The organism is Cryobacterium sp. Hb1, assembly GCF_004403585.1.
In the GTDB taxonomy this organism is placed as follows: Bacteria; Actinomycetota; Actinomycetes; order Actinomycetales; family Microbacteriaceae; genus Cryobacterium; species Cryobacterium lyxosi.
Map to the genome: position 1 here is coordinate 1 of NZ_SOHI01000007.1, position 13,403 is coordinate 13,403.

The window sequence follows — 13,403 nt, forward strand, 5'->3', positions numbered from 1 at the left end:
CAAATCAGCCCCGTCGACTTCGAACTGCAATACTCGTTAAAGACCGCGGAAGTTCAACTCGCCGCTTAACCCGTGTCCACTAACCGGGGGCAAGGCCAGTGGGCGCCTCAACGAAGCAGGGGGCAGCGTGGCTGACAATTTCGATCCGACGACGTCACCCGTCTACCAAGAAGGTGCCGCCATGTCTGGCATTCCGATCACGACGACGGCGCCCATTCGCGAACGAACCCACGAGGAGATTGTCCGCAGCCGACTCGGCTGGATAGTTGCAGGCGTTTGGGTAATTGCCAGTGCCGCCATACTGAACTTCATCGCGGGATTCCTTATAGGTTTCGCGGCAACGTATCGCTGACTCTTCCACTGACGCAAGCGAGGTCTCGTGGCCGACAGTACCGCTTCGAGCTTGTCTAGACGCAGCTCAGGTCGCTTTGTACCGAAGCGTCCCTCGAAGCTTCTGCACGTCACGACGACGCTGGTCGTGCTCAGCGACAGAGCGTCGACGCATGCTTGCGGGTCATCTAGAAGGGCACCATCGACGCGGTTCGCTGCGGTTGTGCTAGTGCTAGAGACCTGTTCCTGATCGGAATGGCTATTGTGCTCGGCGCCGCGGTAGCGACTGCGCTAACGTTCGTCACCCTGCTCGGGAGCATCGCCATGTGTGGCGCAGAGATGGGGTAAACTTGGTCCTCTGGTACACCAGCCAAGGAACGGCGGACATCGACTGGTCAGGTTCGCCGCTGATTCTCGCCTCGTAAGTAGGCGTGAGGGTGGCGGTCGGAATTCACGGGCTGTTGAGGTTCTAGTGGGTATCGGTGGCGATAATCGCTGTGGGGCCTAGGCGGTCTGTACGCACTGCAGCGACCAGCCGGAGATCGCAACAGGTGCCGTGCTCCGCAGAACGGCCCTGATACTCGTCGTTTCGGTCGGTGTCGCCTCTCAGCTCGCTAGACCCCTGCGAGACATGAACACCTGAACCGCTGCGCAGAGGAAGGTCCATTCCCTCGGGTCAGCGGACGCCTCAGGCCCAATACCAACATACAAAGCTGAAATGCTCTCGCTGAGCAGGCCCTCCGCCAACTATGGTTATCCCCGATGGAGTCATCGCGACCTGTTTCATCGGGACTTTAAGGAGCACTTGTGAACAGTTGGGAATCGCCGGAAGAAGTGCTTTTCCGGGCAGAGTCTAATCCGGAACTACAACGAATTCGCGAGGATATCGTCCGTCGCGCCAACCGTGGAGTAGTTGACTCCGTAGTGGGTGTGGATTCGAGCATTGCGTCGCTGCAGCACAGTCATGATGCTCACTTCGCTGCACTCTCGGTGCTCTTTAGCGGCGGCTTCGATGCAATGATCTCGATTACCTCGCAGGCCGCGCTGTCCAATATGTCGATTCAGAGGGCGCTCGAAAACCCTCGAACCGCCGCTGCCGCTGAGAACTTCCGACGAGGAATCCGCGCCGCCGGTCGGGGCTGGCTCGAAGACGCAATCCATGACTTGAAAGCGAGCATCGCGGAAGACCGGTACTTCGCACCGGCCCATATGCACCTCGCATTTGTGTACCTAAAGCTCGACGATCGCCCAATGGCGCTTGCGTCGTTACAAGACGCTGCGCGATACGGGGAGCTAGATTTCCCTGCGGAGGCTGCGGGCAGCGTCCTGCTTGCAGCACGTATCCAGATTGAATCTGGCGACCTCGATGGAGCCGAAAAGACGCTTGGATCCATTCCGAAATTGGAGCCACACCTGCCCGAAGCTGCGTTTTTGCGGATCGAGATGAAAAGGGCCGCTCCGCTACTCTCATCTGCTTTGAATGCTGCGCCTGGTCTGGCTGTTTTCCTACCGGTTGACATTCCCTTGAGCTATGTTTCCTCCATTCGGATGGCCGCTACCGCACCAGACGGGCCGCCGGCGCGAGCGCAAAAAATCACATCGTTACTAAAACAGGCAGAGGAAATCTTCGTCTATCGTGGTCAGCCCGGGCCTTATTCCTCGGACGAATTTGACGATAACCACGCTGCTATCCCGATCGATGCCAATAGCTCGTACGTCGAGCAGCTACGACAATCGGCCTTGATTTTTGACGTGTTTGGCGCAGTAGCGAAAAAGACAATTCAGCGGCTCGCCGCCATCTCGCTCGAAGCGGACTCCCAACTCAGCTCGTTGCTGTCAGAGAAGCAAGAAGTTCTAAAGGGCCTCACGTCGCTGGACACTTTTGTGTGGGACGACCCCAAGGTGCGGGAACTCAAAGCGTCCTTCGCAAGGCTGACCAAAGCCATCGACGAAGCAAGTCACGACAAGAACTCTCCCGAGATCGCAACGCTCATCGCCGAGCTGCGAGAGGCGCGTTCCGCAGCCCCGGCGCGCGTTATGCCGTGGAGCACAAATGGAAATCTATGACCTTGAATCTACCGGTCCGCCCTGATGGATGGACCGCAGGCGATGAGTGGACCGCAGGCTGAATCTTGCGCCGTCCTGTCGCAACTTCCTCGTCGGTGAGACACACCTAACACCGAGCGGGCTGCCGTTGATGTTGCGTGTGCAGCGGCACAGAATGGCGAGGAGACTACTCGGCGCGGTCTTGGAACAGAGGTGGAAGCTCAGGTGGTCGGTTGATGGTGAGCTGCGCTATCAGCGGCTGAGGGCATCGGCGATCTCGTACTGTAATGGTCGAGGAAGGCCGTCCATGTAGAGCGTCCCGTCTACCAAACCGACGACGTTACCCCTATATTCGTTGCCAGGCCTCACCGTGGCTGACACGGACACCGGGGTTACATATCTGACGAAATCGACAGCGTTGTGCTGTCGACGCCCTCGTACGACTGCTCGGTCGTAGCCTCGTTGAAGGGGAGGAATGAGACTGGTCTGAATCTGAGTCGAGCCGGTGTAGAAGAGACCGTCCTCACCAAGGAGTGCCGGTCCAACAGACCACAGTCGCCGGCCGATATTGCGAACTCTCCAGTGTTCCATGAACCCCATGTCAACGATTGCTTCAACGTACTGTGGACGGTTTTGGGTGCGGCAAATTTCCGCGACCTCAGCTCCGAGTTCGTTGAGTAAGCGCTGCACATCGTGAATGCGCGCGCCGATTTCATTGGCTGTCTCACGCTCGGCGTTTTCTCTTCGAGCTCGAGCGGCAGCTGACTGGCGCATATCTTCTTCAAGGCTCATGGCGACAACGTAGCAGCGACGTTCTAGTCTTGTACATGGGGCCGTCGATGGTTCGGTCGGCGATTTGTCCGGCCGTCAAAGCCCAACCTCGACCGTGGCGTCCCTCAGCGGTGGCGATGCAGTTCGTAGCCGGTGGGTACACCCGGAACATTGTAAGAACGCTCGGCTGCTACGCGCCCTGAAATTACGTCCATACCTTCTCGATAATCCCGGCAGGACCGCGGAACCCACGGACACGAGCCCTAGAAGGCTAAATGCAACTATTCCGAGCGGCAGGCCGGTCGGACGGGCTTGCTCTCCTCCGTTCCGATGGTGTCCTCGGCCTTCTTGAGTCGAGGCGGTCAACCATCGTCAACAACGGTCCGCTCCCCCTCCCTCGAACACAATGAGCTTGGATTCCAGCAGTCGAGCATGGGGGCGACTATGCCGCTAGACCCATTGACCCCGCTTCAACTTGAGCGGCTTGTTGAAAGGTATATCCAACCACGGGTTGTCATAGCCGACGAACGGAACGGAACCCCAGTTGATTATTAGCGTGCGTCCATCAACCGTTTGATTCTCAGTAGTTGTCTCTTTGGAAATGTAGCTAGACAATTTCATCCACGGAACCTTCCCGTGTAAACCCCAGGATTCGAGTTCGATGTCGCTCAGCCCGACCACCACACTCTCCTTGCCTCCTGCTGTTGAGAGATGGGCTATGAAGGACGTCGGTACTGCAGCAGTCATGACTTCTCCTTGTTTATCAGTAGATTTTGCCCCGAGTATAGCGATTTTACGGAGAAAATGAGTCCCCCCAGTTCTGTCTGGGCATCCAGGTCACCGCGCCCACCGGTACTGTCGAATTGGTCCCTGCTCGCGAGTAGCGCTTCACGATTGCGACAGCTCGTAACGACTCCCAGAGGTTTGCAACTATGGCGTTCGAAGATGCAGTCGCGGATGCGGACAGGCAGACTAAAGAAAAGCGGCTGAGCGACTTGCGCTCCGCCAGCGCAGTGCGGAGCTCCGCACAGAGGCCGAGAAATACGCTGCATTATGCCGCTCCCACCTTCAGGGGTGGACTGCAGAATAAATTGAAATTCTTCGCTCCCGATCAATCGAACCGACTCAACTGCACTAAGCGTTTGTTGCGGATAGCCTCATCACTGGACGCCACTGCGGTAAATCAAACTGTCCTTTCGGGAATGGGAGATTCGCGAGCGGATGATCGTCGCCAATGAGAATGTACCCCGCTACTTCGACGTGACGACAGCACAGCTGCACGACAACGACTTGGTGCCGAGGCGACCACGGCGACACGAATCGTGGTGCCTATGCCTTGCCTGGGCTGGTGAAAGCAGGCCAGCGCCGTTGAATCCGCCCCACCTCACCAAAGAGGACTTCGCGGCCGCGATCCGAAAGCACTTGACCCGGGATCGGTAGCTACCAGCTTGCCGCATCGGCGCGCGATACGCGAAGGGCGGCCCTCGAAGCTGGCGATCGAGGAGCCCCACGGGCGCTCTTGGCGCCGGTTACGGCCTCGGAAGGGAGAGAATCGCCTCAGCGATGTTTCTCGAGATTGTGTTTTCACCGCTTACTGTAGTTGCACCTTCGTACAGCGCGATCATCGCGGCTAGCATTTGGCTGTTTTCGGTAGTGAACGAGAGACCCCCGCTGGCCGAGGGCAATACCGGTAACGCAACAACCTTGCCGGCGGTGGTTATGAGCGTTCTAACCCAGCGTGAGTCTTCATCGTTCCACTCGACTAACCAACCGACCACGCTTCCAGACCGTAGAACGCTCTTGGTCGGCCTCCCACGGGAACACCAGGTTTGTCTCGAAGTTTCTTCCGGTCCGACCTGCTCCCATGGCACGGTCGTAAGTTTCGCTCGCGAGGCCAGGCGGGAGTAAGCCAACGCCATGGACGCCGTTGCATCTGGCGTCGCCCAGTCCGGAAGAACTCCGCCGGCGGCAGTCAACGTAATTAGCTGCCCGAAGGGAAGGTGTGGGTCTCTGCCAAAACCAAACTTGCCGTGCCACAGTCCACTTGCTGCCACTTTAGCGGCGGCAAGCTCCGGGGTTGATAGACCCCGAGCTTTCATACTGGCGACAACCTCTTCCGCACGGTTCTCCATTGCTTTCCATGCGCATGGCTCGCAAACCTGCGGACGTCCGATGGGATCTGTCAGTCGGTCGAGCATGAGTGTTATCGCATACGGGTATACGAGCAGGTGCGTGCGGCAGAGCCGAGCGGCGCACCGGGTGCATCGACCAGCGGACTGCGTCCCGCAGTGGCAATATTCGTCGGCCATCGCCATAATGTAGCGGCAGTCTCCTCTTACCAGGCGAATCTGCTGACGGGTGGACGAAGAGCGGAGACTTTGTGATCCATGGCGTGAATCTCTACTAGAACGCTACGGCGCGCGTCGGTAGACACTTTTGCAAGACAGCGGAACTAGTACGGCGGCTTAGTCCTTGTTCTGGTTTCAGGCGCCTAAAGAAGGACTGAAGCGCTGCGTCCCTGGGCAGCCACGGTGACAAGCTTGAAATTGTTTGGAGGGCATGGTGGGCACCTCAAGTCGGTTTGTCGTGAGCTCATGCGCAGCTGGCCATACCTGCCCCATTCAGGGGTGGGAGAAGTCTTGCGCAGTGAGTAAGCTGCGGCTGCACCGACTACCCCGAATCCCGAGCAGAGGCGGCATCTTGGACAGCTTGGGCACTCGAGGGCGTACACACAAGAGACACAGCATCAGGTCGGTGATTGCTGCTGTCGTCATCATCGCTACCGTGACGGGTCTGACAGCCTGCGACACGGCGGATGAACCAGCTGGGCGGCAGCCAACCGGCGGGGCCACGAACACGCCGGACGAACCAGCAGCCCGGCATTCGATCACAGCGACGGTCCAAGGAGCCACTGCGGAGGTAACCGCCGGCAACCTTGACTCCGTCGCTCTCCCCGGACTGCGGGACGTCGCCCTTATCGGTGCGGTCGTGGGAGTGCCGGTCAGGATCGAGCTAGACGCCGAGATCCCCGAACACGGGGTGAAACTTCAGCGTACGTACTTGACCCCCGTGCCTGACGATGCGGCTGCCACTTTCATCTTCTTCAACGAGGAGTTCGGCGCTTGGGAAGCAGTCGCGTCGGAACTATCCCCGGATCGGCGTACCCTGACCGCAACTGTTCATCACCTGTCGCTATGGGACGATATCGTGGCCGGCGGCCAACAGTCGCTGCAGATCTTCACCGCAGCAGCCGCGGCCGCAGGGCACAAGGTGTCGGATGCCAGCACCATATTTGGGAAGGCTCTGAAAGTGGTGAACGCGAATATCAAGACGGCGTTCACCAACGGCTCTGAAGCGCTCTACTACGGCATCGGGAAGGTATTCGACACTCGGGTGGACGACCCTGTGTGTGACGACGCCACCCCATCATGGGTCACCTCTACCGAGATGATCGGGTACAACGCAAACAACCCGATCCTGTTCTGTGTCGGCCGTGACAGGAAAAATCCGGACCTGCTCGTCGTGAAAGCCCGAGTCAACCGCGGGTTCGGGTACACGGTCAGCACGGCAACGGAACCATCCTGGATGTACAACTCGACCGGCAACCAAGGTGCATGGGACGCCACCCTTGATCTGGTCGGCGACACGGACCAAGTGATTCGTGAGGGTGTCGAAAAGCTTTACAGTTCCGGCGACCTCGTGGGCGCCGGGCAAGAGGTCAGCTACGGCTTCGCCCAGGGTCCCACATCAGAAGTTCCCGCCGGGACACCCCTCGTCACCCTCTCTCCACCAAATATCCCCGTCTTCGTTAGGTCCTCTATCGAGCAGGCATTGGTTAGCTGGGGAACCGAGAAGGCGAAAGGCGGGCTCGCTGCGACCATCGTTGTCGCTGCTTGCTTCGACGAGATCAATGCGGCCGAGGACGGTTACGGCGGTGTCAAGGTAGCACTCACCTGCCTGTCCAAAGCCGACACCCCCATCGCCAAGCAGCTCGCGCTCAGCATGTTGAAGCTCGGAGGTGAGCCCAAAGCTGCCGGCTTGGCCGCAGGTCAGCTCATCGCCCGGGCCAGCCTCGGCCTGGCGGTAATCGCGCCAGCAACAAACGTCTTGAATTACGTCGCGGAGCTCGGAGTGCCAGCCTCCGCGCGCACCGTAACCGTATTCACTAGAACGTCGCAAACGGAGGACATTTCGTCATGGGTTATCGGCTACGGAACTCTGGGGCCTCTCTCTGGGGGGATGACCATGGCTGAGATGGCTGTGGTCATGGACGTGCCCATGAACGGAAACCAGTGGGGTTTGGGCATGGACGATTTCAGCGGGTATTGCGCTCTGGGTTCGCTCGCTGCGACCGGCCCTGCCGCCCACATCGGTTTTCTTGCCGAGTCAGGAGGCTCCTACGGGCCCGTTGACCGATTCTTCATATCCGGATCGGACGACAACCTAACCGCCCTTCCACGCACTCTGGGCGGGACCGGTGTTGGCTCCACGGAAACTGATGTTCGAAACGAGTTCGGGTCTGTCGTCAAAGAGGACCAGAACATCTACGTCGAAGGAGGAAAAATTCTCAGCGTGCTTGACGACAACGCCGGCATCGTCTTCGTCACCGACGAAACTGGAAGTGTCACGGCTGTAATCACTGGCAATACACCGCAGATCTTTTACCCCGAAGGATGCGCCTAAACCAAGCGCATCGGGTCCCGCCGATAGTAGGGATAAGTGCGATTATCGGGGGTAAAAAACCACCCCCCTTGAAGTGAGATGAGGCTGAGCCGAAAATGGGTCGGGGCGACACGTTGCGTGGCAACTCGTACTTCTGTTCGGACTGGCCGGACTGGCCGGCTACCAGGAGCCAGCCCTCGTGGCAAGGCTCACGTCGGCCTGGCCGCTCCCGGCGGGCCACTCGGCAAGCCACTGCGACCGGCCACCTTGTTAGGCGTTCAGCGCGACGCTCAGCCGTGCGAGTCCCTCGCCAGCGCTACGTTCTCGAAGCTCATTTTCACGCCATCGCGGCCTGGATGCGTCGGTCAAGATCATCCAGCTCGGCCAGCGCCTCGGACGCAGCCCACACGCGGTTCTTTTTACGCCCGGTGATTTCCTGGATGTACCCGGCTCGGGTGAGCTGGTCGATGGCCCGGTATGCTTGGGAAGCCACAGATCCAGACCGTGCCTCGATCTCGGCTGCACTCATCACTGGGTAGTCATAGAACGCCTGGATCAGTGCAGCGGCCGCAGATCCGGCGCGAGGGCGCAGCTCTGCTACCCAAGCATCGGGCATTGCCTTCAGGCGCGCAATGGTGCCGCGCGAGCACTCGGCGGCAGCACGCGCTGAGCGCGCGAACAAGCTAATTAGCGGCCCGGGATCGCCCAGGCGGTACGCGCCGAGCGCTGCGAAATAGTCGTCGCGGCGGGCGAGGAGACCACTGGCCAGAGGCACAACGGCGTTACGGGTGACACCACGGCGACGCAGCACAGCGGATACCAGCGCACGTCCGATGCGACCGTTGCCGTCGGTGAAGGCGTGGATCGACTCGAACTGGGCGTGGCCGATCGCGGCCTGCACCATCACTGGAACGTCGTCGCGGTTGAGGTACGCCACCAGGTCCGTCATCAGCTCAGCGACTCGCGCAGGCGCCGGTGGCACGTGAAGAGCATCTCGGGGTGAGTAGTCGCTTCCGCCGATCCAGTTCTGCATGTCCCGTAGACGTCCTGCGTAGCTCGCTTCGTCGGGATCGTCCAGCATTAGCGCGCGGTGCGCGCTCTCGATGTGCTCCAGCTCAAAACGGCCGTGCTGCTCGACGGTGGTGATGAGTTCGTGCAGCGCAGCCGAGGCGGCGACCATGCTCATCGCCGAGGCATTGCCGCGGTTGCCTGCAACAGCTTGGGCGTAGTCCAGCGCCGAGGCAGAGATGTGCTCGATCTTCGAGGAAGCCACAGATTCCGAACGCACCATGAAACGGCTCAGCGCCGCTGAATGGCCTTCCGCGTCGGTGTCAGCCTGCGCGACGGCGAGAAGGGCTTTCTCGGTTTCCAGTAACACTGCCAGGGGCGGCATGTAGTCGAGCGTCTGGATCAGTGGCGGGATTGTCGCGTCGACCGAACTCAGCATCCGGTCTTCACGCGTGCCACTGCGTACCTGCTGACGCCAAGGCAGAGTCTCAACCTCGTGTGGAGGCCAGGCGGTGTTGGTGATTTCAGCGCTCATAACCACAACTTTACCGCGCCTAGATGGTGCTTGTCATTGCTAAACACGAATTCATGTCTGAACAGTGGTGGTTAGCCCCGTCAGCGCCTAAACGTAGTCAATCAGGGCCTGCGCCGGCTGATGGGGCCGGAGAGCGCGTTGGATTGCCACGGAAGTGTCGCCTGCCAAAGCGGCTTGCTCGGGGCGACAAGTTATTTGGACAACGACGGCGACACTTTATTCGGCAGCCCGCTCAAACGGTGGAGCACCGGCGACACCTTCCTCGGCGGTTCACAGCGCCTACTCGAGGCGATTGCCCTCTTCAATCACGCTTTAGCGTCCGTTTACGATTGGGAAAATGTCTTTTCTTGGCAGCGGTGTCGGGAGTTGCTGACAGGCTGAGCAAGACAGTCGTATCCGAGAGCGAGGTCACCGACCCCCTCAAACAAAGATGGAAGGAGCAATCATGAAAACTTGCTCATCATGCAGTGGGACTTACGCGGCTGACGATTCGGTAGCTAGTCGCCACCATAACGAGAGCATCACCGATTGCGGCGGTTGCAATCGGTGCGATGGAAAGCCAGGCTGCTACATGTGCGGCGGCTCTTTTTGCAGGTGCGGGGATCACTGATTTCCGCTGTCACGGATGGAGGCATGGGGTGAGCGCTGCGGACCTCTCGGTCACAACGCGCACCCCAGCCGCACGACCGCGCGCTGGGGTGCCATACGTGGTATTTTCAGGCACCCGCGCGCATAATGAGTACAGGAAACAGGAGGCACACCATGACGATCAACGAGATTCAGCAACGTCAGAGCGACAGCCGACCCAGCCCGAAAGCTCAGGCCGTAGCCGCGCGTGTTCGCGTAAATGCAGACCGCCGGGCCGGCGTGGCGACGCCGCAGTGGATCGTCAAGCTGTCTCAGACACCTGCCGCTAAGTAGTTTCTGTCTACCGACAAGCTAGAGCAGGTTGAACCGGACTACGGGAACGAGTTCGTGCCGCGGCCTTTCAGTCTCATGCCAGACGAGCTGGGTGAGCTCCCCGTTACTTTGTCGAAGGAGCCCACGCCGGTGCTGGCCTGGGTTCGATACCCGGCGGTTGCTGTCCGTATTACTGGCGTGGTTGTCGCCTGGACACAGCGCGCTGTGTATATCGAGTGGGACGATCGCGGGACTCATCGGGCGTGGGTGTGGGCGTCTGCTGTTGAGCGCTCGATTATCGGTACGAATAGTAGGAGTAGTACTACTCCTACTACTCCCAGTGGCCCCGCTCGTTCTGAGGCACCTCGAGAAAACGCGGTGACGGTCCTCGGCACGGAGACACTGGTGCAGCTCGTCAACGACGAGTTGGCCCTTATCGGCGCCGAGTTCGCGTCGGCCATGGCTAAACCAACGGGCCCGTTCAGCTCGGTCGTGTTCGGCATCATCGACGGCCATCACGTGCAGCTGCACTTCCTTACCGAGCCCGCGACCGACATGTCCAGTGTGCTTCTGGCGAGCAAGGCGGCAGAAGTTCTACCTGATCGAAGCGCAGCCCCTACATTCGAGGAAGCGATTCAGGAGTACCCGTGGGCCGAGGCGGTCGATGCACTCGAGCTGGACTAGTCGGTGCGGGTGCTGAGAGCGTGCGTTGTGTGGGATTTTCGTTGTCTGAGCGTGTTCTCTGCGATGTAGCAAATCGCTGCATTGTTGAGATGTCGTCGAAGGCCAGTCCCACAGTGGGCGCCGGCTCGAACATTAGATGTGGCACAGCGAAGATAGGGTCGCTGTCGAAGTCAAACGAACTGCGACCAATAGCGATTTCTTCGTCATCAGTCCAGATCCACGGCTGCCGGGTCTTTTCGACACGTGCGCGTAACGCGGTGCGCTCCTATTCGGCACTCATAGCTGTTCGGCGTGGTCATTACGCCTCATCGCTGATGAGCACACGCAGAGTTACTCAGTCCGCGTGGTGAGTGCGTCGTATCCGATGCGCGCGGCCGCCTGATCTATCGACCAGGTCTGCACGGCGAGCGTTCGTGTGTCGAGCACCCCAACAGCACCTTCGTCCCACTCGGCGCTCAATATCTCGCTGCGGAGCCAGATGGGAGCGCCAGTTTTTCCGGGGCGGGTGAACATCTCGTTAGCTGTGTGTCTGAAGTGATAATGCCCAGACAGCACGAGCCCACCGTCAGACAGCACAGCTGTTGCACGTGCTGTAAACACGTCGCTCGCGGCCTCGGCGTACGCAAGATCGTTGGCATTCCAGAGGTTTCGGCTACTGGCCAGCCTGTTCTTCAGGGCCGGTCCACGTAGCGCGTCGTGAGCAAGAAGAATGTTCACGCGTGGAGCCAGATCATCTACGAGATCCTGGGGTTCCTCTTCGGTAGGGAGCTCGTCAGGCCACCAAGATCGTCTCGGTCGTCTGGAGCTGCGGTCGACGGATCCGGCGCCGGAGAGAAATCCGACGGATTTCTTCCCTGCACGGAGTCTTCCAGCACGAGGCAAGATGACTACTCGCCCGATGGTACGAGATTTGTCTGCTGCGGGCTCAACGGTATTGACCATCGTGTAATTTTCGTGGTTTCCCAGGATGACGACGAGATCTTTATCCATGGCCCGAAGCACCTTGTTGAGAGTAGAAAGCCCTGCGCGTTCGTGGGCAGATCCATCCCAGAGCATTCCGAAATCTCCGAGCTGAACGAGGCTCGCTGCGCCCCGGGCTTCTAATTGAAATATCGCCTCTATGAGAAACGGCAGATTGCCGTGAACGTCCCCAATGAGACCGACTTCTTCTCCGAGGTCGATGTTGAGAGTGTTCATGTCTTGGTCCCTGTTTCGAGTTTTTGTGGGGGCGTGAGTGATATTTCACACACAGTATCTAGAACGGATGCACAAGCCCCTGCTCAACGAACAGATCCGGCTGCGCGAGGTGCAGCTGTGTGAAGAGTGCGCTCGAGGCGTCGTTGGGACATTCGACATCCCAGACGCGACCGGGAAAGGTCGCGGCGAGTGCAAGACACACCGCTGTGCCGAGGCCCGTGCGCTGCTGGGCAGGCTCGACGGAGATGTGGGTGACGAGGCCCTTCAGGGGCATCTCGGGAAAAGCAGCCAACTTGAAGCGGACCATCGTGTCGCAATCAAGCGGGTTCTCGCTGGGCACTGGGGCGTTTGGTTCTGGCTCTGCGGGTGCAGCCGGCTCTGCGGGCAGCAGGAAATATGTCGTGCTGTACGCCTAGATAATTTCAACGTGAACGGTGAAGTCACGGGCGGCGACGGTTATGTGGCGTGGGCCGGTCATGGATGGTTCCTCTCTGTGCTGCTGGTGGGCGTTGCCGATGAGCGTTGCCGATGGGCAGTCGTCAGTGACGGGTGTGGTTCAGTAATGCAGCAGTCTTCCCAGTCACTGGTTAGGCGCGGCTACTCCACGATAAATGTCACCCAGTCTCCAGGGATCCACCCTTTCCTATCGGCACGCACGTCGACGGTATCGAGCATGAGATCCAGAGCGCTCCCATATCCGACACCACACGTTGGCCCAGGTATGCCGGGCAGCGCACCAGTGATGCCCCATGACATGGCACCACCGTTGTTTTTGGGCGGGCAGGGGTAATACGCCACGAGTACTACGGGCTTCCCAAACCTGGCTTCCAGGTCCGCGAATCCGCTATCGAAGAACCCGGCTGTGTCGCCGCCAGACAGCGCAAGTGAGTTGTACTCCGCGGCCAGAACGTTGAGCACGTCCTGGCCCGCCTGGTATTCCTCGATACTCAGGCCGGAATCGCGCTGGGCAGTTTCGGTAGCAGAGAGTTCTGGAACAGCAGCCTTTTCAGACTCAACGCTGCTCGCGCTTGTGCTTGACGGAAAGGTCGGCACCATATCGTTCACGGCGGCATCGATCTGGGCGCAGCCCGAGATTGTGATCGCCGTAATGGCGACCATGATGCATAACCCGATCTTGCGCTGTGACGTGTTCATAGTTGTTCCCCCATTAAATATTTTGTTGTTAGACATAGGCAAGCTCGAGTTTCACAGAGTAAAAGCTGCGCTCAACGTGCTCGGTACCCAAGCGCTTATTCAGTTCACGTCAGGC

10 protein-coding genes are annotated in these 13,403 nt (G+C 59.3%); 4 read left to right on the top strand and 6 right to left on the bottom strand.

All coding sequences use genetic code 11. The annotated features are described in order from the left end of the window. Window positions 1–127 precede the first annotated feature (127 nt). Together E3T38_RS01120 and E3T38_RS01125 are read left to right on the top strand one after the other, a co-directional pair. Window positions 128–352, top strand: coding sequence for a hypothetical protein (locus E3T38_RS01120; protein ID WP_134545620.1), 225 nt, complete (start codon window positions 128–130; stop codon window positions 350–352). A 785-nt stretch (window positions 353–1,137) separates the two neighbouring features. After that, a complete protein-coding gene (locus E3T38_RS01125; RefSeq protein ID WP_134545621.1) occupies window positions 1,138–2,397 on the top strand; it encodes a hypothetical protein in 1,260 nt (419 codons plus the stop codon). Window positions 2,398–2,628: 231 nt separating this feature from the next. Here the strand turns inward: E3T38_RS01125 and E3T38_RS01130 are convergent, their stop codons facing one another. Both E3T38_RS01130 and E3T38_RS01135 read right to left on the bottom strand, forming a co-directional pair. Continuing rightward, window positions 2,629–3,168 (bottom strand): hypothetical protein, encoded by a 540-nt coding sequence (locus tag E3T38_RS01130; protein WP_134545622.1) that lies wholly within the window; start codon window positions 3,166–3,168, stop codon window positions 2,629–2,631. A gap of 429 nt (window positions 3,169–3,597) precedes the next feature. After that, the gene (locus E3T38_RS01135; protein WP_134545623.1) at window positions 3,598–3,894 is read right to left on the bottom strand and encodes a hypothetical protein; all 297 of its coding nucleotides are present in this window, start codon (window positions 3,892–3,894) and stop codon (window positions 3,598–3,600) included. Window positions 3,895–5,901: 2,007 nt separating this feature from the next. On the opposite strand from E3T38_RS01135, the gene E3T38_RS01140 reads away from it, so the two are divergent. Then, entirely contained in the window at window positions 5,902–7,830 is a 1,929-nt protein-coding gene (locus tag E3T38_RS01140; protein WP_134545624.1) for a hypothetical protein, read from the top strand. Between the two features lie 316 nt (window positions 7,831–8,146). On the opposite strand, the gene E3T38_RS01145 is transcribed toward E3T38_RS01140, so the two are convergent. Next, entirely contained in the window at window positions 8,147–9,352 is a 1,206-nt protein-coding gene (locus E3T38_RS01145) for a Fic family protein (RefSeq protein ID WP_241984237.1), read from the bottom strand. Window positions 9,353–10,630: 1,278 nt separating this feature from the next. On the opposite strand from E3T38_RS01145, the gene E3T38_RS01150 reads away from it, so the two are divergent. Beyond that, entirely contained in the window at window positions 10,631–10,936 is a 306-nt protein-coding gene (locus tag E3T38_RS01150) for a hypothetical protein (protein ID WP_134545625.1), read from the top strand. A gap of 330 nt (window positions 10,937–11,266) precedes the next feature. On the opposite strand, the gene E3T38_RS01155 is transcribed toward E3T38_RS01150, so the two are convergent. From E3T38_RS01155 to E3T38_RS01165, 3 genes are all read right to left on the bottom strand, one after another. Then, window positions 11,267–12,133, bottom strand: coding sequence for a metallophosphoesterase family protein (locus E3T38_RS01155; RefSeq protein ID WP_134545626.1), 867 nt, complete (start codon window positions 12,131–12,133; stop codon window positions 11,267–11,269). A 58-nt stretch (window positions 12,134–12,191) separates the two neighbouring features. Continuing rightward, a complete protein-coding gene (locus tag E3T38_RS01160) occupies window positions 12,192–12,440 on the bottom strand; it encodes a hypothetical protein (protein ID WP_134545627.1) in 249 nt (82 codons plus the stop codon). A 290-nt stretch (window positions 12,441–12,730) separates the two neighbouring features. Continuing rightward, window positions 12,731–13,288 carry a hypothetical protein gene (locus E3T38_RS01165; RefSeq protein WP_134545628.1) on the bottom strand — a complete coding sequence of 186 codons (558 nt, stop codon included), beginning with the start codon at window positions 13,286–13,288 and terminating at the stop codon, window positions 12,731–12,733. Window positions 13,289–13,403: the final 115 nt, after the last annotated feature.